The following is a 24069-nucleotide window of genomic DNA, read 5'->3' as shown; positions in this document are numbered from 1 at the left end:
CAAGACCGGCTGCCAATGCGACAATGGCGCCGGTTTTTTTAAAGATTAAAAATTATGAGTACAACACACCATTACGATCAGCTGATTGCCATCTTTGATGGCTGCTTCGTTGACGATTTTCAGACCCGTCTAATTAAAGGCGACGACGAACCTATTTATCTTCCAGCGGATGAAACCTCACCGTGGAATCGCGTGGTGTTCGCGCACGGCTACTACGCCAGCGGACTGCATGAAATTTCCCACTGGTGCATTGCCGGTGAAGCGCGCCGCAAGCTGGTGGATTTTGGTTATTGGTATTGTCCGGACGGACGCGATGCGCAAACGCAGAGCCAGTTCGAATCGGTTGAGGTAAAACCGCAGGCGCTGGAGTGGTTATTCTGCGTGGCGGCGGGCTTTCCCTTCAACGTAAGTTGTGACAATCTCGAAGGCGATTGTGAGCCAGATCGCATAGCGTTTCAGCGCAAAGTGCATGCACAGGTGATGACGTATCTGCAGCAGGGCATTCCGGCACGACCAGCTCGCTTCATCGATGCACTGACGAATTATTACGGCACGCCGCCACTGACGGCGGCACAATTCCCCTGGCCGGAAGATCTGTAATCCGCGAAGGTTATAAGAAGAGAGGAAGAGATGATCGTAGAATTTGAAACCCGCATTCTGGCCCTGATTGATGACATGGTCGATCACGCCAGCGATGACGAGCTGTTTGCAGGCGGCTATCTGCGTGGTCATCTGACCCTGGCAGTGGCGGAGATTGAGCTGAGCGGTGAACACACGCCGGAAGCGCTGCAAACTCACGTCACCAACAGCCTGCAAAAAGCCATTGCTGCTGGCGAACTGTCACCACGCGATCAGGCGCTGGTCACCGGCATGTGGGACAATCTGTTCCTGCAGGCACGTCAAACCGCTTAACGTCTCGGGGCGATCGCTCGCCCCGCAGATTATCGACCCGCTTTTTTACCCTTCAGCAGTTTTCGCACCCAATAGCGATTTGGACTCATCGCCGCCAGCGTGGCTGCATCCAGCGGCTGCGGTTCGCCGCTCATCTGCGCCGCCAGCACTTCGGCCGCCAGCGGTGCGCTGCATAAACCACGCGAACCTAATGCGCCCAACACAAACAAACCGTTATGCACCGGCGCATCGGCTACGCTTGCACCGCGCGCACGCTGTTCTGGCAGATCGGCGTATTGCGTGAGTGTCGCTTCATAATCTGGCGCGCTGCCGCTCATCGGCAGATGATCGCGCGTGGCACAGCGCACGCCGTTGCGCGCCTGGTTATCGGACACATCAACCTGATGCGGCCATTGGCTCTGCGGCAGACAGTTAATCAGCCGTTGGCGATTCTCCTGCTGATCGTCGGTGCGGAAATCCGTGGCGGTATCGCCACGATGATAGCTGGCGCCGATGCAATGGGTGGCGAAGTTCGGGCTGACCGGCGTGAGATAGCCGTCGTAACACAGCACGGTGCGTAGCGCGCCCAACGACGGATTGGTCGGCGCGTGGCTCACTTGTCCCGCCACCGCGTACACCGGCAGCGTTTTGCTGTGCTCAAGTTCCAGCAACGCGTGACCATTCGCCAGCACCACTTGGGAATGCTGCACCGGCGGCTGCTCATCAAAGTGCAGCGTCCAGCGATCTTCATCGCGCGTTAATTGCGTGACGCGATGCAGCCAGTGCAGGCGTAATCCCCGCGATTGCGCGTACTCCAGCAGATTGCTGGTCAGTTGTGCAGGTGACAGCCAGCCACCTTGCGGATAAAAAATCCCGCCAACATCAAGTTCAACGCCCGCCAGCTGTTGCGCTTCTTCTTTATTAACGCCGTACGCGATGCCATGCGGCAATGCCATGTTGAGCATCTGCGCAATTTTCTCCGCGCTTTTATCATCCCAGCCCAGCTGCAACACGCCGCTCCAGTCATGCTCAAACTCCACTGGCAGCCGATCGTACAGACGTCGGGCAAAACCAAAAGCCGCCGGGAAGAAGGTGGCCAGCGCGGGATCATGTTGATTCAGCAGCGGATAGAGCGCGCCCTGACGATTGCCGGATGCGCCCAGCGCGGGCGCGTCATCGGCGCAGTAGAGCGTTACGCGCCAACCGCGTCGCAGCAGCGCGAGCGCCAATACTGCGCTGGCGATGCCGCCGCCAATCAGCGCCACTTCATTGCTGCCTGCCGGCGGGCGCGCATACCACGGCTGGCTGTGCGGCAATGCAGCGGCTTGCTCCAGCACGCCGACCAGCATTTCACGCTTGTGACCAAAGCCTTTGCGCTTCTGCATATTGAAACCGGCGTCCTGCAACCCGCGTCGCACAAACCCCGACGCGGTAAAAGTCGCCAGCGTGCCGCCCGGCCGGGCGAGGCGCGCCATCGCGGCGAACAGATCTGGCGTCCACATCTCAGGATTTTTTGCCGGCGCGAAGCCATCAAGGAACCACGCATCCACCTGACGATTGAGGCTGTCATCAAAGGTGTGAATTAGCGCGTTAATATCACCAAGCCAGAGGTCCAGCGTGACTTCGCCGCCGTTAAACAGCAGGCGCTGACAACCCGGCAACGCCTGCGGCCACTGCTGTTGCAGCTGTTCGGCCCACGGCTTTAGCTCCGGCCAATGGGCATGTGCAGCCACCAGATCGGCGTGCGTCAGCGGGAATTTCTCGCAGCTGATGAAGTGCAGACGCTGCAAAGTGGCGTTGGGTTGCTCATTGCGGAAGCGATCGAAGGCTTGCCACAGGGTAAGAAAGTTCAGACCAGTCCCAAAACCGCTTTCGGCGACAATAAATAAATCGCGTGAATGTTCAGCAAAACGGTGCGGAATATGGTTGCCATCAAGGAACACATAGCGCGTTTCCTCCAGTCCATTATCGTTGGAGAAATAGACGTCGCCGAACGCTCGGGACACAGGTGTACCCTGTTCATTCCAGTTTATTTGGGCGTGTTCAACCGGGGTTAATTTCACGGGAAAGGCTCATATTTCAGGCAGTGGCGCGAGTTTAGCGATAGACGTCACATGACGCAAATTTACAAAGGGAAATGGCTGATCGGACTTGTTCGGCTTACAACTGTACGCTAGAGTGCACCACATCCAAATATGTGGAACGAGGATTATTGAATGAAACGTGCAGTGATTACTGGCCTGGGTATTGTTTCCAGCATTGGTAATAACCAGCAAGAAGTGCTGGCTTCTCTGCGTGAAGGCCGTTCCGGTATTACTTTCTCTGAAGAGATGAGAGATGCCGGTATGCGCAGCCACGTATGGGGCAACGTCAAACTGGATACCAACGGGCTCATCGATCGCAAAATCGTGCGTTTTATGAGTGATGCCTCTATTTATGCCTACCTTTCAATGGCCGAAGCGATCAAAGACTCTGGCCTGACTGACGAACAGTATCAGCAAAACCCACGTGTGGGTTTGATTGCCGGTTCTGGCGGCGGTTCTCCGCGTTATCAGGTATTTGGTGCTGACGCCATGCGTAGCCCACGCGGCCTGAAAGCGGTCGGTCCTTATGTGGTGACCAAGGCGATGGGTTCAGGCGTTTCTGCTTGCCTGGCAACCCCGTTCAAAATTCACGGCGTGAACTACTCCATCAGTTCAGCCTGTGCTACTTCTGCACACTGCATCGGTAACGCGGTTGAGCAGATTCAACTGGGTAAACAGGACATTGTATTTGCTGGCGGCGGTGAAGAGCTGAGCTGGGAAATGGCCTGTGAGTTCGATGCGATGGGCGCACTGTCGACCAAATACAACGAAACGCCAGAAAAAGCCTCACGTACTTACGATGCCAACCGTGATGGCTTCGTCATTGCCGGCGGCGGCGGTATGGTGGTGGTTGAAGAGCTGGAGCACGCTCTGGCACGTGGTGCACACATTTATGCTGAGATCGTGGGCTACGGCGCAACCTCAGATGGCGCAGACATGGTAGCTCCTTCAGGCGAAGGCGCAGTGCGCTGCATGAAGATGGCGATGCAAGGTCTGGATACCCCAATCGATTACCTCAACACCCACGGCACTTCTACGCCGGTTGGTGATGTGAAAGAGCTGGGTGCGATTCGCGAAGTGTTCGGCGATAACTGCCCATCACTGTCTGCCACTAAAGCCATGACCGGTCATTCACTGGGTGCGGCGGGCGTGCAGGAAGCGATCTACACTTTGCTGATGCTGGAGCACGGTTTCATCGCGCCAAGCATCAACGTGGAAGAGCTGGATGAAGCGGGCAAAGGTCTGAACATCGTGACCAAACCGACTGATAAAGCGCTGACCACCGTGATGTCGAACAGCTTTGGCTTCGGCGGGACTAACGCCACTCTGACCATGCGTAAGTTGCCAGCATAATCCCGTAGGATCGCCATTCATGGCGACCTAATTATGCTAGCAATATCACAAGGGCCGGTTATCCGGCCCTTGTTGTTTTGACATTCCACCTTCAGCTTGCCTACACTCCCACTCCATCCGAAACAAAATTATCACTTTTAGCTTAGTGTGAACCAAATATCCCGTTTCTGTTTTGGCAGCAAGCGCGTGTCTGGTTATTACAAGGAGTTCGACCCACCATGACCACGACTGCTGACGCGCAAACGCAATCCGTTATGCCGCTGGCCTGCACCTCCTTTGCGGTATTCCTCACCTATCTGACCGCTGGCCTCGCGCTGCCGGTCATCCCGCTGTATGTCCATCATGAACTCGGCATGAGTAACCTAATGGTTGGCGTGGCGGTGGGAATACAGTTCTTCGCCACGCTGTTGACGCGTAGCTTTGCCGGGCGTCGAGCCGATCAACACGGTGCGAAACTCACCACTCAGCACGGCATGCTGGCCATCGCGCTGGTGGGCGTGGCGTATCTGGCGGCCGCGTTGTTACCGGTTTCTCCGTGGATGAAGTTTGGTTTGTTGGCAGTGGGGCGCTTGCTGTTAGGATTCGGCGAAAGCCTGCTGCTGACCGGCAATCTGACCTGGGGCATGGGATTGGTGGGCAGCAAACGTTCCGGATTAGTGATGTCATGGAACGGCATGGCGATTTATGGATCGCTGGCGGCTGGCGCACCTCTCGGCTTGCTGATCAATCAGCACGGCGGCTTTGCTGCTCTCGGTGCGGTTGCGCTGCTGTTGCCGCTGCTGTCGCTGGTGATAAATGGCTGGATCCGCAAAGTGCCGGTGGTGGGCGGCGAGCGGCCATCGCTGCTTAGCGTAGTGAAAACCATCTTTCAGCCGGGACTGGCGCTGGCGCTGCAGGGCACCGGTTTTGCGGTGATCGGCACCTTTACGTCACTCTATTTTGCTGCGGAAAACTGGGGCAACGCCGGTTTTGCGCTGACCGCCTTCGGCTGTGCGTTTGTGCTGGTGCGCGTATTCTTTGGCGGCTTGCCGGATCGTCACGGCGGCGTAAAAGTAGCGATGATCTCTTTGCTGGTGGAAACCGCCGGTCTGCTGCTACTGGCGTTCGCCACTTCTGGCTGGATGGCGCTGATTGGCGCGGCTTTGACCGGCTGCGGCTGCTCGCTGATCTTCCCGGCGCTGGGCGTTGAAGTGATTAAACGCGTATCGCCACAGATTCGCGGCACCGCGCTTGGCGGTTTCTCTGCATTTCAGGATATCGCGTACGGTGCCAGCGGCCCGTTGACCGGCTTACTGGCGACGGCGCTGGGTTACGGCTCGGTCTATGTCGCGGGAGCCTGTTGTGCGGCGCTGGGCATTCTGGTTACCTGGAGCTTTGCGCGGGCTGCGACAACAGCGTAACCAGCTTATCGCAGGCGCTGACAATCTCCCCGGGTGTCAGCGCCGCAAAGCCCAGTAGCCAGCCCGCTTGCTGCACTTCACCGGCATAAAGCGGCGACAGGCGCGGCAACAACAATCCGCTCTCTTTCGCCTCGGCGGTTAAGCGCGCTTCATCCCCTTGCAATAGCCGCACCGCCAACTGTAAGCCGCCAGCCGCCGGCAGCGGCTCAAGCCAGGGTGTTAAGCGCGTTTCGATCTGCTGCAGCAAGCAGTCACGTCGGCTGCGATAGAGTTGACGCATCAGGCGCAAATGGCTGGCAAAATGGCCTTGTTGCAGAAACTCTGCGCAAATCGCCTGCGGCAGCAATGCGCTGTGACCATCCATCACACTGCGCGCGCGGCCCAATGGTTCCACCAGTTGTGGCGGTACCACCATCCACGCCAGCCGCAGCGACGGGAACAGCGTTTTGGAGAAAGTGCCGAGGCAAATCACCCGACCATCCGCGGCTAATCCTTGTAGCGCCGGAGCCGGGCGATCCTCGTAGTGAAATTCGCTGTCGTAATCGTCCTCAATCAGCCAGCTATCCTGCTGCCGCGCCCACGTCAGCCACTGCAAGCGCCGCGCCAGACTCATTGCTGTGCCGGTGGGATAATGATGCGCCGGCGTCAGATAGACCAGTTTCGCGCTGCCGCTGAGCGGCACTGCGCCTTCTGCATCCAGCGGCATGGCGCGACAGCGCGCACCGGCGGCAAGAAACGCGTTGCGCGCGCCGGGATAACCCGGCTCTTCCAGCCACACTTCGTCACCCGCATCAAGGAACATCAACGCCAGCAACTGCAGCGCCTGCTGTGAGCTGGTGAGGATCACCACTTGCTCCGCGGTGCAGTGCACGCCGCGTGACAGCGCCAGATAATCCGCCACCGCCTGCCGCAGTGATGGCAATCCAAGCGGATCGCCGTAACCCATCACTTTGCTGCCCAGCGAGCGCTGCACCTGATTGCTGATGCGACGCCACTGCGTATGTGGGAAGGCGCGTAACTCGGGTGAACCGGCGGCAAAGGCGTGTGGAAAAGGCGGATCCTGACAGCCGCCCGTTGCCAAAACCTGCAGGCCACGCTGAGAAAAGTGTGGTGAGCGTTCGGTGCGGGTTTTGCTGGTGGGCGAAGCCATGCGAATCGAAACAAACGTCCCGCGTCCGCCGTGACGCTGCAGATAACCTTCACTTTCAAGCTGCGCATACGCCGCCTCCACCGTAACACGCGACAGCGATAGGTCCGTGGCTAACTGGCGGCTGGACGGCAGTTTCTGCTCATGCCGTAGATGCCCATTGGCGATGGCCTGGCGCAAAGTATTGCACAGTCGCTCACGTAAACCGCCCTGAGTTTGATGGCTAAACAGCGCGAGAAAAGATGTGGTCACGGTGGTCTTATCACTATGGTGGAAGTGGTATCAATATGCAGACCACTTTGCCGTAAACTGCGGGGAAATCACAACAGGAGAATGCGATGTCAGCGGTCTTAAAAATTGCCCCAGTCAGCGCCAGCGAGAGCGTGGCGTATCTGCAACATAAACTGGCGTACTACACCGATGCGTGGGATTTAGCAGAGGATTTGGCGCAGGGCATCACGGCGATCGTGGTGATTGATGCGCGCTCTGATGAGGTTTATCAGGCTGGACACATTTGCGGTGCACTTTCGTTTCCGCATCGCACCGTGAATGCGGAATCTACGGCGCATCTCGATCGCAGCAAAGTTTACATCACCTATTGCGACGGCATCGGCTGTAACGGCTCAACCAAAGCCGCGCTCAAGCTGGCGTCGCTGGGTTTTCAGGTTAAAGAGTTAATCGGCGGGCTGGATTTCTGGAAACGCGATGACCATCCGATGGCGTGGGGCGCGGCAGCGGGTGAGTGGCCGCACGCCACGCCCGCTGCCAACTGTGGCTGCTAAATAAACAGCCACAGCAGGAAGATAAACAGGAAGATGCCGACAATCAGCGTTAACGCCGGGCGCTGCGCCAGCGGCTGCGGCAGCATCTGGATAAACGGCGACCAGATTGGCTGCGGCCGAATTTCGCTATCGGCCAGCGGCTGTTCGTGCAGTTTCTCGGCGCGGCGGCTAAACAGCAGATTCAGCAGATCCTGCGTCTGCGCTGGCGTCAGCACGGTGGTCGGCAGCGCCTGGAAACGTTGCTGACTGTAATCTTCCAGCAGTCGCTGCTCATCATGGGTTAACGGCTGACGCAGCGAGGTTTCCAGCATCTGCAAGGTTGGCGCACTGTGCTGAGCCAGCGTCTGGCGCACCTGCAAATATTGCGTCAGCAGCGGGAAGTGGCGTGAGGGAATCGGATCGCCACTTTTCAGATTCACCAGCTTCAGCGTATCGGCCAGCAGTTTCACTGGCGATTCACCGGTTTTCGCTGCAAGGCGCGTCACCTGCTGATTCAGCGACTGCTGTTCTGCCGGCAACAAGCTGCGATCGGACACGCGCGTTTGCTGCGGCTGCGGGATCGCCATCTGACCGTTTTGCAACATCGTCAGCACCTGACGCAGCTGATCCTGCGACAACGCGCTCAACACCGTTTGGTTAAACTGCTGACGAATAAAATCGCTCACCGCCTGGCGATTATTGCCCTGCGGCAATTTTTCCAGCAGCTGTTGCAGCAGCTGGCGCGTAGCAAGACTATTTTGCACCTGGGTTAAGCGACCGTTGAGATGCTGCTCCGCCGCCGGAAAGTGGCGCGATTGCAGCTCCGCCTCACTCTTTACCCCGACTTCATGCCGCACGCCAGCCCAGAGTTCCGGCGCTTTCAGCGTACTTAAAGACATAATGCGAACAATCAGACGTTCCAGCGTGGTGCGCTGGGCAGGAGAGAGCGGCTGCTCACCGGCTGGACCGCCAGGTCGCGTTGGGCCAGTGGCCTGAGATAAAGGGGAACGATCGCCCGCGGGCACACCGGGACCGCTGAGAGGTTGCATGGCGGAATCCTTGAAAACGGGTCAGATCCGGGTGCGCCGGAAAAAAGAGGCCACATCATAACAAAAGCCCCCAGGAAATCCACGGGGGCTGCGGCCTTTCCGGATAATAAAATCAGGCGGCGGGATCGGGAAGAGTCGCGCTACGCGGCTTACGCAGCGGGGTTTTCAGCCGTTGCGCCAGAATAACACCGACTAACGTCATGCCGCCGCCAATCCAGTGATAGCCATGCAGCTGCTCATGCAGGAACATCACGGCAATAATGGCCGTAAATGCCGGTACGAAGTTCATAAAAATGCTGGTGGTGCTGGCGCCCAGACGCTGCACGCCAAGGATCCACAGGAACGGCGCGATGATCGACGCAAACAGCCCGGCATACAGCACCAGCGGCAGATTGTGCTCGTTGATCGTGACATCCGGCGCGCGCAGGAAGCCAGGCAGCAACAGCAGCACGCCAAAGAAAATCTGCACATACAGGCTTTGCCAGGTCGGCAGCGGAATCGCCCAACGTTTGGTCAGCACGCCGTACAAGGCGTACGAGGTCGATGCTGCCAGCATCATCAATTCGCCATTGCCGAGCCGTTGATTTAGCAACTGTGCCGGGTCGCCTTCGCTTACCAGCCACACCAAACCAGCGAACGACAACACGCCGCCAATCAGAATGCCGCGCGTCGGCGCGAGGCGCAGCACAACCAGACTGAGCAGGATGGTCAGTAGCGGAATGGTCGCGCCGAGAATTCCCATCATCACCGCAGAAACGCTGTGCGCCGCGTAATAGGCGAGACTTTGATACAGCACCATGCCAAGCAGACCCAGGAACAGCAATCGCCAGCCGTTGGCTTTAATGGTGTGACGATGGCGCCACACGCCCGGCAGGCAAAACGGTGTTAGTACTACCAGCGCCAGCAGCCAGCGATAGAAGGAGATCGCCGCAGGATCGATACTTCCCGCCGAGAGTTTGCTGACGATAGTGTTGATCGACCAGATCAATACCGCGATCAGCGGAAACAGTAAATTCATGATACAGCTCCTCAGATAATCGCGAATAGTTTACGTTTGACCGGTTTAAAGTAGATAGTTAAAATCGGACAATATTTGTTAGTGACCGGACAGAATGAATCTACAAGTCGAATACCAGCCGCCGATTGATGCGCCTTTGCTGCGCTTCTTCATGCGTTATGACGAGGTCAACGCCAAAACCGAATACCTCACCCATGTGCATGATTGGGGTCAGGTGATTTTCGTCACCAGCCACGTGCTGGAGATGGAAGTGGAGGGCGAACGTCTGCTGACGCCCGCAGATATCCCGATCTGGATTCCGGCCGGCCATCGTCACAGCAGCTACAATCACAACGAAGCGCGTTTTCGCACCTTTAATCTCGCCGCCGATCTCTGCGCGGGCCTGCCGGATAAAGCCTGTTTATTGCATGTCGATGCCATTGGGCACGCCATCATGAATGATTTTGCCCGCCGTGAACTGGAGCAGCCGCAAACGCAAGCCGACTGGCGCATGTGTGAAGTGTTGATCGATCGGCTGCGTCTGGCGCCGGTGCATAACAGCTTTTTGCCGATGTCGGATGACAAATTCCTCGCGCCGATTCTGCGCGCGCTTGAAGCGCATCCCGGCGATAACACCACGCTGGCACAATGGGCGAAGCGCGTGTTCACCACCGAGCGTACGCTAGCGCGACGCTGTCAGCAGCAGTTGAATATGTCATTCAGCGAGTGGCGGCAGCGTTTACGCTTTCTGCGTGCTATCGCGCTGCTGGAGCAGGGTTGCAGCGTGCAGGGCATTGCTCACGAGCTGGGTTACAGCTCGGCGTCGGCGCTCATTGTGATGTTCCAGCAGCAGGCCGGTACCACGCCCGATCGCTATCGCAGTCGGTTAGGTTAATCCCCGGCTTTATGGCAAAATACGCGCCTTAAATTTTTGCAGACAGGACCGCCGCAGTGAAAATTCTCGTCGATGAAAATATGCCTTATGCCCGTGAACTCTTCAGCCGCACCGGCGATGTGCTCGCGGTGCCGGGACGTCCGTTGCCGGAAGCTGAGCTGCAGGACGCCAGCGGATTGATGGTGCGTTCCGTCACCAAAGTGAATGCGGCACTGCTGGCCGGTACGCCGGTGAAGTTTGTCGGCACTGCGACCGCCGGCACCGATCATATTGATGAAGCATCACTGGCGGCGGCAGGCATCAGCTTCTCTGCGGCGCCTGGCTGTAATGCCATTGCGGTGGTGGAGTATGTGTTCTCCTCGCTGCTGCTGCTGGCGGAGCGCGATGGTTTTGCACTGCGCGATCGCACCGTGGGCATTGTTGGCGTGGGGAATGTTGGCGGCCGCCTGCAGAAGCGTCTGCAAGCCTGGGGCGTGAAAACGCTGCTGTGCGATCCACCGCGCGCCGATCGTGGCGATCAGGAAACCTTCCATTCGCTGGATGATCTGGTGGCGCAGGCCGACATCCTGACCTTCCACACGCCGCTGTTTAAAGATGGCCCGTATAAAAGCTGGCATTTGGCCGATGCGGCGCTGCTGATGGCGCTCAAACCCAACACTATTCTGATCAACGCCTGCCGCGGTGCGGTGGTAGATAACGCGGCGCTGCTGGCAGTGCTGAAGATGCGCCACGATCTTAGCGTGGTATTGGATGTGTGGGAGCCGGAGCCGGATCTGTCGCTCGATCTGCTGGATAAAGTGGATATCGCCACCGCCCATATCGCTGGCTACACGCTGGAAGGTAAAGCGCGCGGCACCACGCAAGTGTTTGAAGCCTGGTGCGACTTTATCGGCCAGCCGCAGCAGGTGGCGCTGGAAAGCCTGCTGCCGGCACCTGAATTCGGTTCTGTCACCCTGCGCGGCAAGCTCGATCAGCCAACGCTAAAACGCTTAGTGCATCTGGTGTATGATGTGCGCCGCGACGATGCGCCACTGCGTAAAGTGGCGGCAAAGTCAGGCGAGTTTGATCGCCTGCGCAAGCAATATCAAGAGCGTCGTGAATGGTCATCGCTGCAGGTGCATTGCGATGATGCGGAGACGGCGGCGATGCTCAATCAGCTTGGCTTCCGCGCCAGTTTGTAAAGAAATTTCAATCACCTGCACTATTGCGGGGGATAATTCCTAAATCTCGGGCGATGTTTTCATCGCCTTCTGTTTTTGTGTCAATCTCTGGAGTAACCAACATGTCTGACGGCTGGAATATCGCGCTTTTGGGCGCAACAGGCGCAGTAGGGAACGCTGTACTGGAACTGCTGGCTGAACGCCAGTTCCCGGTTGGTGAGTTGTATTTGCTGGCGAGTGAAAACGGTGCCGGTGAGAACAAACGTTTTGAGGGACGTACCGTGCTGGTGCAGGACGTGGCCGAATTTGACTGGACGCAAGTGCAGCTGGCGTTCTTCACTGCGGGTCGTGAAGCCTCGGCGCGCTATGCCGAAGAAGCCGCCAGCCAGGGTTGTCTGGTGATCGATAGCAGCGATCTGTTCGCGCTCGAACCGGATGTGCCGCTGGTGGTGCCGGATGTGAATCCACAGGTGCTGGCGGATTACCGCAATCGCAACATCATTACCGTTGCCGACAGCCTGGTAAGCCAGCTGCTGTGCTCAATCAAACCGCTGGTGGATCTGGCTGGTCTGAGCCGTTTGCAGGTTACCAACCTGATTGCGGCCTCGAGCCATGGTAAAGCGGCGGTTGATGGTTTGGCCGGTGAAAGTGCGCGTTTGCTGAACGGCGTGCCGGCGGAAACGCACTATTTTGGCCGCCAGCTGGCGTTCAACATTTTGCCGCTGCTGGCGGACAGCAATGGCAGCGTCGAGAGTGAGCGTCGCGTGGTCGAGCAGGTGCGTAAAGTGCTGCAGGACGAAGGTTTGCCGATCGCGGTAAGCAGCGTGCAGGCGCCGGTGTTCTACGGCAATGCGCAGATCGTACACGTGGAGAATCTGCGTCCGCTCTCTGCAGAAGAAGCGCGCGATGAACTGGGCCGCTCCGTTGATATCAACCTGAGTGAAGAGAGCGATTACCCCACGCAGGTGGGCGATGCGTCCGGCAGCGACGTGCTGAGCATTGGCTGCGTGCGCAATGATTACGGCATCCCAGAGCTGCTACAGTTCTGGTCTGTGGCAGATAACATCCGTTTCGGCGGTGCACTGATGGCGGTGAAAACGGCTGAGAAACTGGTGCAGGAGTATTTCTATTAATGTTGCCTGAAGGGAAAACGCTTAAGCTGGCGTTGGGTATTGAATACGATGGCAGCCGTTATTACGGCTGGCAGCGGCAAAATGAAGTGCGCAGCGTGCAGGAAAAGCTGGAAAAGGCGTTGTCGAAAGTGGCCGATCATCCGGTGGTGGTGTTCTGCGCGGGCCGTACCGATGCTGGTGTGCATGGCACCGGACAAGTGGTGCATTTCGAAACCACCTCACCGCGTGCTGACGCAGCCTGGACGTTGGGCGTGAATGCCAATCTGCCCGATGACATTGCGGTGCGCTGGGTGAAAGCGGTGCCGGACGAGTTTCATGCGCGTTTTAGCGCCACGGCACGCCGCTATCGCTACGTGATTTACAACCATCGGCTGCGTCCGGCGATTCTGGGCAATGGCATTACCCATTATTACCATCGGCTGGATGCAGAGAAGATGCAGCGCGCTGGTCAGGCGCTGATTGGCGAGAATGACTTCACTTCGTTCCGCGCGGTGCAGTGTCAGTCACGCACGCCTTGGCGCAACGTGATGCATCTCAACGTCACGCGTCATGGGCCGTATGTGGTGGTGGATATCAAAGCCAATGCATTTGTGCATCACATGGTGCGTAATATTGTCGGCAGCCTGATGGAAATCGGCACCGGCAACCAGCCGGAAGAGTGGATGGCGACGCTGCTCGCGGCCAAAGATCGTAAGCTGGCGGCGGCGACCGCCAAAGCCGAAGGCCTTTATCTGGTAGCGGTGGATTATCCATCCCACTTTGCATTACCTCAGCCTGCGTTGGGACCGTTGTTCCTCGCGGATTAACCGTTAATTGTTGGGTGTTAGGGGAGTTGTGGTTATATGGATTTCATCCACTTTTTAGTCGATTTTATTCTGCATATTGATGTGCATTTGGCCGAGCTGGTGGCGCAGTACGGCATCTGGATTTACGCCATTCTGTTCCTGATTCTGTTCTGTGAAACGGGTTTGGTGGTCACGCCGTTCCTGCCAGGCGATTCCCTGCTGTTTGTTGCCGGTGCGCTGGCGGCCTTGCCGGGTAACGATCTCAACGTTCACCTGATGGTAACGCTGTTGGTGATCGCCGCCATCCTCGGTGATGCGGTGAACTACACGATTGGTCGTCTGTTCGGTGAGAAGCTGTTCAGCAACCCGAATTCGAAAATTTTCCGTCGCAGTTACCTGGATAAAACCCACGCGTTCTACGATCGCCACGGCGGCAAAACCATTATACTTGCGCGCTTTGTACCAATCGTGCGAACCTTTGCCCCCTTTGTGGCGGGGATGGGACACATGTCTTATCGCCACTTCGCGCTCTACAATGTGACGGGCGCACTGCTGTGGGTGCTGCTGTTCTCTTACGCTGGTTACCTGTTTGGCGACCTGCCGGTTGTGCAGGAGAACCTGAAGCTGCTGATCGTCGGCATCATCGTGGTTTCTATACTGCCAGGCGTAATTGAAGTGTGGCGTCATCGCCGCCAGCAGAAGTCGCAGTAAGCTCGTTACCAGATTTTTATCCACAGCGTGAACGGGTTGTGGTTTAATGAGCGACATTTACGGCCTGCTGAAGGTGATTTCAGCAGCAATGAGAAGACTGGACCAGGTCAGCATTAAATAGAAAGGTCATCAATGAGCTGGATTGAACGCATACTGAATAAAAGCACTGCCACGCCAACGCGCAAAGCCAGCATCCCGGAAGGGGTGTGGACCAAGTGCGATAGTTGTGGGCAGGTGCTGTACCGCGCCGAGCTGGAGCGTAACCTCGAGGTCTGCCCGAAGTGCGACCATCACATGCGCATGCACGCCCGTGAGCGTCTGCATAGCATGCTGGATGAAGGTTCGCTGGTTGAGCTGGGCAGCGAGCTGGAACCGAAAGATCTACTGAAGTTCCGCGACTCGAAGAAGTATAAAGACCGTTTGGTCGCCGCACAGAAAGACACCGGTGAGAAAGATGCGCTGGTGGCGATGAAAGGCACGCTGCACGGCATGCCAATTGTTGCTGTGGCCTTTGAGTTCTCCTTTATGGGCGGCTCAATGGGTTCAGTGGTTGGCGCGCGCTTTGTGCGTGGCGTTGAGCAGGCGTTGGAAGACAACTGCCCACTGATCTGCTTCTCCGCGTCAGGCGGTGCACGTATGCAGGAAGCGCTGCAGTCGCTGATGCAGATGGCGAAAACCAGTGCGGCACTGGCGAAAATGCAGGAGCGCGGCTTGCCGTATATCTCCGTGCTGACTGACCCAACCATGGGCGGCGTTTCAGCCAGCTTCGCGATGTTGGGCGATCTCAACGTGGCGGAACCGAAAGCACTGATTGGCTTTGCCGGTCCACGCGTTATCGAGCAGACCGTGCGTGAAAAACTGCCGCCGGGCTTCCAGCGCAGTGAGTTCCTGATCGAGAAAGGCGCAATCGACATGATCATCCGTCGTCCGGAAATGCGCTTTAAGCTGGCAAGCCTGCTGGCGAAAATGATGAACCTGCCAGCGCCGCAGCTGGATGGTGATCAGCCAAATGTGGCTGAGCCGGAGAGCAACGAAGCCTGACAGGCAACGGAAAGGCGCTTAACGTTCCTTTCCTCCAATGCACCGTCTACATTGAATACTTAAGGTTGCATCCAACGTGGTCCGCGACCTTAAGTTACTCGATGTATTGATTTTGAACGGGACACATGGATAATTCTCTTCCTCAAGCCACGTCGCCTTTGGCCACGTGGCTTCATTATCTTGAGCATCTGCATTCGCAGGCCATTGAACTGGGTCTGGATCGTATTCAACGCGTCGCCGAACGCCTCGACCTGCTCAAACCCGCTCCTTTTGTCTTCACCGTCGCCGGTACCAACGGCAAAGGCACCACCTGCCGCACGCTGGAAACGCTATTGATGGCCGCGGGCTATCGCGTGGGCGTTTACAGCTCGCCACATCTGGTGCGTTACACCGAACGTGTACGGGTGCAGGGCGCTGAACTGGATGAAGCGCAGCACAGCGCCAGTTTTGCCGCGATTGAAGCCGGGCGCGGTGATATTTCGCTCACCTATTTTGAGTTCGGCACCTTGTCGGCCTTCAATCTGTTTCGCGCGGCGAATCTCGACGTGGTGATCCTTGAAGTCGGCCTGGGCGGACGTCTTGATGCCACCAATATTGTCGATGCCGACGTGGCAGTGATCACCAGCATCGCGCTCGACCACACCGATTGGCTGGGTCCGGATCGTGAAAGTATCGGTCGGGAAAAAGCCGGCGTGTTCCGCGCAGGTAAACCAGCAATTGTCGGTGAAGCCGATATGCCGGGCACCATCGCCGACGTCGCAGCGGAGAAGGGCGCGGTGTTGCTGCAGCGCAATCGCGACTGGCAGTGGCAGCAAACGGGTACCAGCTGGACGTTGCAGGATGCGCACGGCGAGCTGCGCGATTTACCGCTGCCGCAGGTGCCGTTACCCAATGCCGCCACCGCGCTGACCGCACTGCGTGCGTCGGGTTTAACGGTAAGCGAAGCGATTATTCGTCAGCATCTGCCGCTGGCGATTTTGCCGGGGCGCTTCCAGACCGTCAGCGAAGCGCCGCGCGTCATTCTCGATGTGGCGCACAATCCGCATGCCGCTTATTATCTGGCTTCGCGTCTGGCTGAAGAGCCGCACAGCGGTGAAGTGCATGCGGTGGTCGGCATGCTGCACGACAAAGATATCGCGGGCACGCTGGCGGCGCTGGCACCACAGGTTGATCGCTGGTACTGCGCGCCGCTCGACGGTCCGCGCGGTGCCTCCGCCGATGAGCTGCTGGCTCATCTGGACGGCGGTGTGGCTTACAGCAACGTTGATGCAGCCTGGCAAGCGGCGCGTCAGCAGGCGCGTCCCGAAGATGTGATTCTGGTGTGTGGCTCTTTCCACACCGTAGCGCAGGTTATGGAATCGATGGCAGCGGAGAACGGCAGTGGCAAGTAAGTTCCAAAATCGCTTAGTCGGTACGGTCATTCTGGTGGCGATTGGTGTCATCGTCTTGCCCGGCCTACTGGACGGTAAGAAGAAACATTATAAAGAAGAGTTCGCCGCCATTCCGCTGGTGCCAAAACCGGACGATCAGCAGGATAGCGAAATGGTGCCGCCGGTGACGCAACCCTTGCCGGCGCAGCCGCCGGAAGGGGCGGGCGCGGCCCAGAATCAGAACGGTGGTAAGACCGCCACTTACGGCAGCGCGCAGCCCACGCAGAATAGCGAGCCCAGCGTGGTCACGCCGCCGCCGGTGCATCAGCAAGTGCAGCCGAAACCGGTGGAACAGTCGAAGCCAAAAGCGGTCGAGCAGCCGAAACCGAAGCCGGCTGAACAGCCGAAGCCAAAACCGGTGGAGCAACCGAAGCCGAAGCCCGTCGAGCAGCCGAAGCCGGTAGAGCAGCCGAAACCGGTGGAAACGCCGAAGCAGAGCGAACCCGCAGCGCCAGCTGGTCAGGCATTTGTGGTGCAGCTCGGAGCGCTGAAGAATGCGGCGAAAGTGAGCGAGATTGTGGCGCAGCTGCGTCTTTCCGGTTATCGCGCCTTTACCGTGCCGTCTACGCCGGTGCAGGGACAAATCACCCGCATTTACGTCGGTCCGGATGCCAATAAAGCGAAGCTGCAAGGCTCGCTGAGTGAGTTGCAAAGCATCTCCGGCCTCGGTGGCGTGGTGAAACCGTATAGCGCGCGATAACGCGCTGATAAGCCGCGCCAATAGCAGAAAAAGGCGCGGCTTTACAAAATTTTTGTAGCGAAGCGCGACAAGAAAATCATTGAATATCAGTGGATTAAATCACTGATAATACACAGGGCGAGGAAAGTTTTTTTCATCGCCCTTTTTGCGGAAACAGAACCGGAAAACCCTACGCAAACGTTTTCTTTTTCTGTTAGAATGCGCCCCGAACTGGATGCAGGGGTGCGATAGCACTGGGCTGGAAGAGTTCATGATCTGGATTGATTACGTCATTATTGCGGTAGTTGGTTTTTCGGCTCTGGTCAGCCTGATTCGCGGGTTTGTCCGGGAAGCCTTATCTCTCGTTACCTGGGGATGCGCGTTTTTTGTCGCCAGTCATTATTACGCCTACCTTGCAGTCTGGTTTACAGGTTTTGACGACGAACTGGTTCGCAACGGCATCGCTATCGCGGTGTTGTTTGTTGCCACCCTGATTGTGGGTGCCATCGTGAACTATGTGATCGGCTCGCTGGTTGAAAAAACCGGCTTGTCGGGAACCGACAGGGTGTTGGGTGTCTGTTTCGGGGCGTTGCGCGGTGTGCTGATCGTGTCTGCTATGCTGTTCTTTCTCGATACATTCACCGGCTTTTCTAAAAGCCCGGACTGGCAACAGTCGCAACTCATTCCCCAGTTCAGTTACATCATCAGGTGGTTTTTCGATTACCTGAAAAGCACGTCGAGTTTTTTACCCCGGTGACACCATCGGGAGTGCGGCTAATGAGGAAATGACAATATGTGCGGTATTGTTGGTATCACCGGTTTCATGCCAGTAAACCAGTCAATCTATGACGCGTTAACGGTGCTTCAGCACCGCGGGCAGGATGCCGCCGGCATTTGTACCATCGATGCTATTAACTGCTTCCGTTTGCGTAAAGCCAACGGCCTGGTCAGCGATGTGTTCGAAGCGCGCCATATGCAGCGTCTGCAGGGCAACATCGGGATTGGTCATGTGCGCTACCCAACGGCAGGCAGCTCCAGCGCCTCTGAAGCGCAACCTTTCTACGTGAACTCTCCTTACGGCATCACGTTGGCGCATAACGGCAACCTGACCAACGCCCACGAACTGCGTAAACAGCTGTTCGAAACGGGTCGCCGTCACGTTAATACCACCTCAGATTCCGAAATCCTGCTGAACATCTTCGCGCAGGAGCTGGACCGTTTTCAGCACTATCCGCTGGAAGCTGACAACATTTTTGCTGCGGTGGCGGCTGTGCATCAGCAGGTGCGCGGCGCTTACGCAGTGGTTTCAATGATTATCGGACACGGAATGGTCGCCTTCCGCGATCCCAACGGTATTCGTCCGCTGGTGCTGGGCAAGCGCGTTATCGCCGATGGCCGCACCGAATACATGGTGGCGTCAGAGAGCGTCGCGCTTGATACGCTGGGCTTCGAGTTCATTCGTGACGTAGCGCCTGGCGAAGCCGTATACATCACCGAGCAGGGCCAGCTCTCTACGCGTCAATGCGCTGAGAATCCGAAAACCAATCCGTGCCTGTTTGAATACGTCTACTTTGCGCGCCCGGACTCGTTCCTCGACAAAATCTCGGTGTACAGCGCACGCGTGCGTATGGGCACCAAGTTGGGTAACAAAATTGCCCGCGAGTGGGAAGATCTGGATATCGATGTGGTGATTCCGATTCCGGAAACCTCAACCGATATCGCGCTGGAAATCGCACGTATCCTCGACAAGCCATATCGTCAGGGCTTCGTGAAGAACCGCTACGTTGGCCGTACCTTTATCATGCCCGGCCAGCAGCAGCGCCGCAGCGCCGTTCGCCGCAAGCTGAACGCCAACCGTGCTGAGTTCCGTGATAAGAATGTGTTGCTGGTGGATGACTCCATCGTTCGCGGCACCACATCCGAGCAGATCATTGAGATGGCACGTGAAGCGGGCGCGAAAAAAGTCTATCTCGCCTCGGCGGCACCGGAAATCCGTTTCCCGAACGTCTATGGCATTGATATGCCAAGCGCTACCGAACTGATTGCGCATGGCCGTGAAGTGAATGAGATCTGCCAGCTGATTAAAGCGGATGCGTTAATTTTCCAGGATCTCAACGACCTGATTGAAGCGGTGCGTGAAGAGAACCCTGATATCGCCAACTTTGAGTGCTCGGTATTCAACGGCATCTACGTCACCAAAGATGTCGATCAACAGTACCTTGAGTATCTGCAGTCGCTGCGTAATGACGATTCCAAAGCCATCGCGCGTCAGACAGAAGTGGAAGGTCTGGAGCTGCACAACGAAGGCTAAGCCAGAGGTTATGGCAGAGTAAAAGCAGGGCGGGCGCAATCCCGCCCTGTTTGTTTTTGTATTTTTGTTCAGTGAGCCGCTATCATTGCCGCAATCTGAACCTGCAAGGCTGAATTATGAAACGACTGATCATTGGTATTTCCGGCGCCAGCGGCGCGATCTACGGCGTACGCATGTTGCAAGTGCTGCAACCGCTGGCGGAGGTGGAAACCCATTTGGTGATCAGCCCCGCCGCGCGGCAAACGCTGGCGCTGGAGACCGATTTCAGCCTGCGCGAGGTGCAAGCGATGGCCGATGTGGTGCATGACGTGCGCGACATCGCCGCCAGCATCTCATCCGGATCTTACAAGACTCTCGGCATGGCGATCGCGCCGTGCTCGATGAAAACGCTGTCAGGGATCGTGCACAGCTACAGCGATAGCCTGCTGACCCGCGCCGCCGATGTGGTGCTAAAAGAGCAGCGTAAGCTGGTGCTGTGTGTACGTGAAACGCCGCTGCATTTGGGACATCTGCGCATGATGACCACTGCCGCAGAGTTGGGCGCGCTGATCATGCCGCCGGTGCCAGCGTTCTATCATCGTCCGCAATCCATCGGCGATTTAGTCGATCAAACGGTGAATCGTGTGCTCGATCAGTTCGATATTGAGCTGCCAGAAGATCTTTTCACTCGCTGGAGTGGCGCATAATGGTGCATTAATGCACTGCTCGTGTGCAAATTCGCGTGTGCGATCACTCTTCGTGCATCTTGTGCACCAAAAGTTAACAATGTCGCTTTTTCTTCCTCACACCGCTGTTATATTTCCCTCACAAACTAAGTGCTTGCGCCGCTAACCGGCGCAGTATTTAGCGCGCTTGCGCAGCGTTTAGCCAATTCGCACAACTGGCATGAAACGTGCACATCTTACAGCGCAAACCAACACATCACGCACCACATAACAATAAGCACTTCACTTGAGGGTTACCTATGAAAAAGCGAGTTCTGGCTCTTTCTCTGATGCTGACAATGGTAAGTAGCGCGAGCGTCTTCGCCGCTGTGCCGCAGTCGCTGCGCATCGGAACTGACCCGACTTATCCGCCATTCGAATCCAAGAACGCGCAAGGTCAGCTGGTGGGCTTTGATATCGATCTGGCGAACGAAATTTGTAAACGTATCAAGACAAAATGTACTTATGTGGAAAGTGATTTCGATGCGCTGATCCCGTCGCTGAAAGCGAAGAAAATCGACGCCATCATCTCTTCTCTCTCAATTACCGAAAAGCGTCAGGAAGAGATCAACTTCTCTGAAAAACTGTATGCGGCGAACGCGCGCTTAGTGGCACCGAAAGGTTCCACGCTGCAACCGACCATTGAATCCCTGAAAGGGAAAAACATCGGTCTGCTGCAGGGCACCACTCAGGAAACCTATGCAAAAGAGTACTGGCAGCCAAAAGGTGTCACCGTTACGCCTTACGCTAACCAGGATCTGGTGTATCAGGATCTGAATGCCGGTCGTATTGATGCCGCGTTCCAGGACGAAGTGCAGGCGAGCGAAGGTTTCCTGAAGCAGCCTGTTGGCGCTAAATATGCGTTTGCCGGCCCGGCAGTGAAAGACGACAAGATCTTTGGCGTCGGTACCGGTATGGGCTTGCGTAAAGATGACGCCGATCTGAAGGCCGCGATCGATAAAGCTTTTGTTGAGATGCGTAAAGACGGCACTTACGACAAGATTGCTAAGAAGTACTTTGATTTCAACGTGTACGGCGATTAATTATCCTGTTTCCTAATCCTGGTCTGTGAAAGGCAGGAAGGTTGCACATAAGTATTCACTCCGGGCGCTTACCTATGTAAACTGCCCGGCTTCATACGCTTGCCGCCATCCATCCTGCGATTCAAATTTCCTGGTTAGGACTGTCCGTCAGTTGGGCAGCGTTTGTAATTTACCCTCACGACAGGATTGAACCCATGTTGTATGGCTATTCCGAAGTAATCCTCAAGGGCACCCTTGTGACGCTGGAGCTGGCGCTCAGTTCCGTGTTGCTGGCGGTGGTGCTCGGCTTGATTGGCGCTGGCGCCAAACTTTCCCGCAGTCGCCCGCTGGCGATGTTGTTTGAAGGCTACACCACCTTAATCCGCGGTGTGCCTGATTTGGTGTTGATGCTGCTGATCTTCTACGGTCTGCAGATCGCCTTGAATACCCTCACTGATGCGCTGGGACTGGCGCAATTTGATATCGACCCGATGGTCGCCGGTATCATCACGCTCGGCTTTATCTACGGCGCCTACTTCACTGAAACCTTCCGTGGTGCGTTTCTCGCGGTGCCAAAAGGGCAGATCGAAGCGGCAACCGCCTTCGGTTTCACCGGCTCGCAAACCTTCCGTCGCATTCTGTTCCCGGCCATGATGCGCTTTGCGCTGCCGGGCATCGGCAACAACTGGCAGGTTATTCTCAAGGCCACGGCGCTGGTTTCGCTGCTGGGGCTGGAAGATGTGGTGAAAGCCACGCAGCTGGCAGGTAAAAGTACCTGGCAGCCGTTCTACTTCGCCATTGTGGCAGGTGTGATTTATCTGGTGTTTACCACGCTGTCGAATGGCGTGCTGTGGTGGCTTGAACGTCGCTACACGGTGGGTGTGAAAAGGGCAGAGCTATGATTGAGATTATTCAGGAGTATTGGAAACAGCTGCTCTGGACCGATGGTTACCGTTTTACCGGCATCGCGATTACGCTGTGGTTATTGATCATCTCGGTGGTGATTGGCGGTTCGCTCGCGGTGCTGCTGGCGATTGCGCGCGTCTCCTCTAACCGCTTTATCTCCACGCCGGTTTGGCTGTTCACCTATGTGTTTCGCGGCACGCCGCTGTATGTGCAGCTGCTGGTGTTCTACTCCGGCATGTACACGCTGGAAGTGGTGAAGGGCACCGAGCTGCTGAACGCCTTCTTCCGCAGTGGATTGAACTGTACGCTGCTGGCGTTCACGCTGAATACCTGTGCCTATACCACCGAAATCTTTGCCGGTGCGATTCGTTCGGTGCCGCACGGTGAAATTGAAGCGGCGCGTGCCTATGGCTTCTCACCGTTTAAATTGTATCGCTGCATCATTCTGCCGTCGGCACTGCGCACCGCGCTGCCGGCGTACAGCAATGAAGTGATCCTGATGCTGCACTCCACCGCGCTGGCGTTTACCGCGACGGTGCCGGATCTGTTAAAAATCGCGCGCGATATCAACTCGGCCACCTATCAGCCGTTTACCGCGTTTGGCATCGCTGCGGTGCTGTATCTGATTATCTCTTACGGGCTGATTAGCTTGTTCCGCAAAGCTGAACAACGCTTCCTGGCGCACGTAAAACCTTCTTCATCGCATTGAGTATCACTATGGCTGACAATAAATTAAGCGTTACCGAACTGCACAAACGTTACGGTGAACATGAAGTTCTGAAAGGCGTATCGCTGCAGGCAAATGCCGGCGATGTGATCAGCATTATTGGCTCGTCCGGTTCCGGGAAAAGTACCTTTTTACGCTGCATTAACTTCCTCGAGAAACCGAGCGAAGGCACCATTGCGGTCAACAACCAGCAGATCAATCTGGTGCGCGACACCGACGGTCAACTGAAAGTCGCGAACAAAGAGCAGCTGCGTATGCTGCGCACGCGCCTGACCATGGTGTTTCAGCACTTCAACCTGTGGAGCCACATGACGGTGCTGGACAACGTCACCGAAGCGCCGATTCAGGTGCTGGGGCTGAGCAAGGCGGAAGCGCGTGAGCGTGCGATCAAGTATCTGGATAAAGTCGGCATTGATGCGCGTGCGCGTGCCAAATATCCGGTGCACCTTTCCGGTGGTCAGCAGCAGCGCGTGTCGATTGCGCGGGCATTGGCGATGGAGCCCGAAGTGTTACTGTTTGACGAACCCACTTCTGCGCTCGATCCGGAACTGGTCGGCGAAGTACTGCGCATTATGCAGAAACTGGCGGAAGAGGGCAAAACCATGGTGGTGGTGACGCATGAGATGGAGTTTGCTCGTCACGTCTCTAATCATGTGATCTTCCTGCATCAAGGCAAAATTGAAGAGCAGGGCACGCCGGATGAGCTGTTCGGCAATCCCAAAAGCCCACGTTTGCAGCAGTTTTTGAAGGGATCGTTGAAGTAGATTTTGTGCTCGCTGTCCCCCATCCTGGCCAGTGCTCGCTGTCCCCCATCCTGGCCAGCGCTCGCTGTCCCCCTCCTCGGTCCTCCCCCATAAATGGGGGAGGAAGATGCTGCAGTATG

General features: G+C 56.8%; 24 protein-coding genes. 20 read left to right on the top strand and 4 right to left on the bottom strand.

Annotated features, from left to right (window positions below):
• The first annotated feature begins 54 nt into the window (after window positions 1–54).
• On the top strand, window positions 55–600 hold the full coding sequence (locus tag AAF463_RS13585; protein ID WP_110866550.1) for an elongation factor P hydroxylase: 546 nt from the start codon (window positions 55–57) through the stop codon (window positions 598–600).
• A 30-nt stretch (window positions 601–630) separates the two neighbouring features.
• Window positions 631–912 (top strand): YfcL family protein, encoded by a 282-nt coding sequence (locus AAF463_RS13580; protein ID WP_008101252.1) that lies wholly within the window; start codon window positions 631–633, stop codon window positions 910–912.
• A 29-nt stretch (window positions 913–941) separates the two neighbouring features.
• On the opposite strand, the gene mnmC is transcribed toward AAF463_RS13580, so the two are convergent.
• Entirely contained in the window at window positions 942–2954 is a 2013-nt protein-coding gene (gene mnmC / locus AAF463_RS13575) for a bifunctional tRNA (5-methylaminomethyl-2-thiouridine)(34)-methyltransferase MnmD/FAD-dependent 5-carboxymethylaminomethyl-2-thiouridine(34) oxidoreductase MnmC (protein ID WP_350260945.1), read from the bottom strand.
• 153 nt (window positions 2955–3107) lie between these two features.
• Here mnmC and fabB point away from each other — a divergent pair, with 153 nt between their 5' ends.
• Window positions 3108–4328 (top strand): beta-ketoacyl-ACP synthase I, encoded by a 1221-nt coding sequence (fabB, locus tag AAF463_RS13570; RefSeq protein WP_110866552.1) that lies wholly within the window; start codon window positions 3108–3110, stop codon window positions 4326–4328.
• Window positions 4329–4546: 218 nt separating this feature from the next.
• Window positions 4547–5728 carry an MFS transporter gene (locus AAF463_RS13565; RefSeq protein ID WP_350260944.1) on the top strand — a complete coding sequence of 394 codons (1182 nt, stop codon included), beginning with the start codon at window positions 4547–4549 and terminating at the stop codon, window positions 5726–5728.
• On the opposite strand, the gene AAF463_RS13560 is transcribed toward AAF463_RS13565, so the two are convergent.
• A complete protein-coding gene (locus tag AAF463_RS13560; protein ID WP_350260943.1) occupies window positions 5691–7127 on the bottom strand; it encodes a PLP-dependent aminotransferase family protein in 1437 nt (478 codons plus the stop codon). The two genes, AAF463_RS13565 and AAF463_RS13560, sit on opposite strands and share 38 nt — an antisense overlap.
• Window positions 7128–7213: 86 nt before the next feature.
• On the opposite strand from AAF463_RS13560, the gene AAF463_RS13555 reads away from it, so the two are divergent.
• Window positions 7214–7657 carry a rhodanese-like domain-containing protein gene (locus AAF463_RS13555; RefSeq protein WP_350260942.1) on the top strand — a complete coding sequence of 148 codons (444 nt, stop codon included), beginning with the start codon at window positions 7214–7216 and terminating at the stop codon, window positions 7655–7657.
• Here the strand turns inward: AAF463_RS13555 and flk are convergent.
• Window positions 7654–8685 carry a flagella biosynthesis regulator Flk gene (gene flk, locus AAF463_RS13550; protein ID WP_101763630.1) on the bottom strand — a complete coding sequence of 344 codons (1032 nt, stop codon included), beginning with the start codon at window positions 8683–8685 and terminating at the stop codon, window positions 7654–7656. The genes AAF463_RS13555 and flk overlap by 4 nt on opposite strands.
• A gap of 112 nt (window positions 8686–8797) precedes the next feature.
• Entirely contained in the window at window positions 8798–9703 is a 906-nt protein-coding gene (locus AAF463_RS13545) for an EamA family transporter (protein WP_350260941.1), read from the bottom strand.
• A 94-nt stretch (window positions 9704–9797) separates the two neighbouring features.
• Between AAF463_RS13545 and AAF463_RS13540 the strand changes: the two genes are divergently transcribed.
• The 15 genes from AAF463_RS13540 (at window position 9798) to hisP (ending at window position 23950) form a co-directional block, all read left to right on the top strand.
• On the top strand, window positions 9798–10577 hold the full coding sequence (locus tag AAF463_RS13540; protein WP_101763632.1) for a helix-turn-helix transcriptional regulator: 780 nt from the start codon (window positions 9798–9800) through the stop codon (window positions 10575–10577).
• 56 nt (window positions 10578–10633) lie between these two features.
• Window positions 10634–11758 (top strand): 4-phosphoerythronate dehydrogenase PdxB, encoded by a 1125-nt coding sequence (gene pdxB, locus AAF463_RS13535; RefSeq protein ID WP_350260940.1) that lies wholly within the window; start codon window positions 10634–10636, stop codon window positions 11756–11758.
• A gap of 101 nt (window positions 11759–11859) precedes the next feature.
• Entirely contained in the window at window positions 11860–12870 is a 1011-nt protein-coding gene (locus AAF463_RS13530; RefSeq protein WP_137386205.1) for an aspartate-semialdehyde dehydrogenase, read from the top strand.
• Complete coding sequence (truA, locus tag AAF463_RS13525; RefSeq protein ID WP_350260939.1) at window positions 12870–13676, top strand: tRNA pseudouridine(38-40) synthase TruA; 807 nt, start codon at window positions 12870–12872, stop codon at window positions 13674–13676. The genes AAF463_RS13530 and truA overlap by 1 nt, the downstream gene beginning before the upstream one ends.
• Window positions 13677–13712: 36 nt before the next feature.
• Window positions 13713–14366 (top strand): DedA family protein, encoded by a 654-nt coding sequence (locus AAF463_RS13520; RefSeq protein ID WP_101763636.1) that lies wholly within the window; start codon window positions 13713–13715, stop codon window positions 14364–14366.
• Between the two features lie 132 nt (window positions 14367–14498).
• Window positions 14499–15407 carry an acetyl-CoA carboxylase, carboxyltransferase subunit beta gene (gene accD, locus AAF463_RS13515; protein ID WP_008105205.1) on the top strand — a complete coding sequence of 303 codons (909 nt, stop codon included), beginning with the start codon at window positions 14499–14501 and terminating at the stop codon, window positions 15405–15407.
• Between the two features lie 125 nt (window positions 15408–15532).
• Complete coding sequence (gene folC, locus AAF463_RS13510; RefSeq protein WP_350260938.1) at window positions 15533–16798, top strand: bifunctional tetrahydrofolate synthase/dihydrofolate synthase; 1266 nt, start codon at window positions 15533–15535, stop codon at window positions 16796–16798.
• Window positions 16788–17537 (top strand): cell division protein DedD, encoded by a 750-nt coding sequence (gene dedD / locus AAF463_RS13505; protein ID WP_350260937.1) that lies wholly within the window; start codon window positions 16788–16790, stop codon window positions 17535–17537. Before folC ends, dedD begins: the two co-directional genes overlap by 11 nt.
• A gap of 250 nt (window positions 17538–17787) precedes the next feature.
• Window positions 17788–18273 carry a colicin V production protein gene (gene cvpA / locus AAF463_RS13500; protein WP_064739347.1) on the top strand — a complete coding sequence of 162 codons (486 nt, stop codon included), beginning with the start codon at window positions 17788–17790 and terminating at the stop codon, window positions 18271–18273.
• A gap of 36 nt (window positions 18274–18309) precedes the next feature.
• On the top strand, window positions 18310–19827 hold the full coding sequence (gene purF, locus AAF463_RS13495; protein ID WP_101763639.1) for an amidophosphoribosyltransferase: 1518 nt from the start codon (window positions 18310–18312) through the stop codon (window positions 19825–19827).
• A gap of 116 nt (window positions 19828–19943) precedes the next feature.
• Window positions 19944–20513 carry a UbiX family flavin prenyltransferase gene (locus AAF463_RS13490; RefSeq protein WP_061717852.1) on the top strand — a complete coding sequence of 190 codons (570 nt, stop codon included), beginning with the start codon at window positions 19944–19946 and terminating at the stop codon, window positions 20511–20513.
• Between the two features lie 278 nt (window positions 20514–20791).
• Window positions 20792–21574 carry a lysine/arginine/ornithine ABC transporter substrate-binding protein ArgT gene (gene argT, locus AAF463_RS13485; RefSeq protein ID WP_101763640.1) on the top strand — a complete coding sequence of 261 codons (783 nt, stop codon included), beginning with the start codon at window positions 20792–20794 and terminating at the stop codon, window positions 21572–21574.
• A gap of 194 nt (window positions 21575–21768) precedes the next feature.
• The gene (locus AAF463_RS13480) at window positions 21769–22455 is read left to right on the top strand and encodes a histidine ABC transporter permease HisQ (protein ID WP_008105192.1); all 687 of its coding nucleotides are present in this window, start codon (window positions 21769–21771) and stop codon (window positions 22453–22455) included.
• Window positions 22452–23168 carry an ABC transporter permease gene (locus AAF463_RS13475; protein ID WP_008105190.1) on the top strand — a complete coding sequence of 239 codons (717 nt, stop codon included), beginning with the start codon at window positions 22452–22454 and terminating at the stop codon, window positions 23166–23168. Before AAF463_RS13480 ends, AAF463_RS13475 begins: the two co-directional genes overlap by 4 nt.
• A gap of 8 nt (window positions 23169–23176) precedes the next feature.
• Window positions 23177–23950: a histidine ABC transporter ATP-binding protein HisP gene (gene hisP, locus AAF463_RS13470; protein WP_101763641.1), complete on the top strand. Its 774-nt coding sequence runs from the start codon at window positions 23177–23179 to the stop codon at window positions 23948–23950.
• Window positions 23951–24069 lie beyond the last annotated feature (119 nt).

It is taken from the genome of Pantoea sp. BJ2 (assembly GCF_040255075.1).
Taxonomy (GTDB): Bacteria; Pseudomonadota; Gammaproteobacteria; order Enterobacterales; family Enterobacteriaceae; genus Pantoea; species Pantoea leporis.
The sequence above is the reverse complement of the archived record's forward strand: the minus strand, read 5'-3'. Positions and strand labels throughout refer to the sequence as shown.

Bases quoted from the DNA above. Each gene is read 5' to 3' on its own strand.
- AAF463_RS13585 (WP_110866550.1), top strand. From the start codon at position 55: ATGAGTACAACACACCATTACGATCAGCTGATTGCCATCTTTGATGGC.
- AAF463_RS13580 (WP_008101252.1), top strand. From the start codon at position 631: ATGATCGTAGAATTTGAAACCCGCATTCTGGCCCTGATTGATGACATG.
- fabB (WP_110866552.1), top strand. From the start codon at position 3,108: ATGAAACGTGCAGTGATTACTGGCCTGGGTATTGTTTCCAGCATTGGT.
- AAF463_RS13565 (WP_350260944.1), top strand. From the start codon at position 4,547: ATGACCACGACTGCTGACGCGCAAACGCAATCCGTTATGCCGCTGGCC.
- AAF463_RS13555 (WP_350260942.1), top strand. From the start codon at position 7,214: ATGTCAGCGGTCTTAAAAATTGCCCCAGTCAGCGCCAGCGAGAGCGTG.
- flk (WP_101763630.1), bottom strand. From the start codon at position 8,685: ATGCAACCTCTCAGCGGTCCCGGTGTGCCCGCGGGCGATCGTTCCCCT.
- AAF463_RS13545 (WP_350260941.1), bottom strand. From the start codon at position 9,703: ATGAATTTACTGTTTCCGCTGATCGCGGTATTGATCTGGTCGATCAAC.
- AAF463_RS13540 (WP_101763632.1), top strand. From the start codon at position 9,798: ATGAATCTACAAGTCGAATACCAGCCGCCGATTGATGCGCCTTTGCTG.
- AAF463_RS13530 (WP_137386205.1), top strand. From the start codon at position 11,860: ATGTCTGACGGCTGGAATATCGCGCTTTTGGGCGCAACAGGCGCAGTA.
- truA (WP_350260939.1), top strand. From the start codon at position 12,870: ATGTTGCCTGAAGGGAAAACGCTTAAGCTGGCGTTGGGTATTGAATAC.
- AAF463_RS13520 (WP_101763636.1), top strand. From the start codon at position 13,713: ATGGATTTCATCCACTTTTTAGTCGATTTTATTCTGCATATTGATGTG.
- accD (WP_008105205.1), top strand. From the start codon at position 14,499: ATGAGCTGGATTGAACGCATACTGAATAAAAGCACTGCCACGCCAACG.
- folC (WP_350260938.1), top strand. From the start codon at position 15,533: ATGGATAATTCTCTTCCTCAAGCCACGTCGCCTTTGGCCACGTGGCTT.
- cvpA (WP_064739347.1), top strand. From the start codon at position 17,788: ATGATCTGGATTGATTACGTCATTATTGCGGTAGTTGGTTTTTCGGCT.
- purF (WP_101763639.1), top strand. From the start codon at position 18,310: ATGTGCGGTATTGTTGGTATCACCGGTTTCATGCCAGTAAACCAGTCA.
- AAF463_RS13490 (WP_061717852.1), top strand. From the start codon at position 19,944: ATGAAACGACTGATCATTGGTATTTCCGGCGCCAGCGGCGCGATCTAC.
- argT (WP_101763640.1), top strand. From the start codon at position 20,792: ATGAAAAAGCGAGTTCTGGCTCTTTCTCTGATGCTGACAATGGTAAGT.
- AAF463_RS13480 (WP_008105192.1), top strand. From the start codon at position 21,769: ATGTTGTATGGCTATTCCGAAGTAATCCTCAAGGGCACCCTTGTGACG.
- AAF463_RS13475 (WP_008105190.1), top strand. From the start codon at position 22,452: ATGATTGAGATTATTCAGGAGTATTGGAAACAGCTGCTCTGGACCGAT.
- hisP (WP_101763641.1), top strand. From the start codon at position 23,177: ATGGCTGACAATAAATTAAGCGTTACCGAACTGCACAAACGTTACGGT.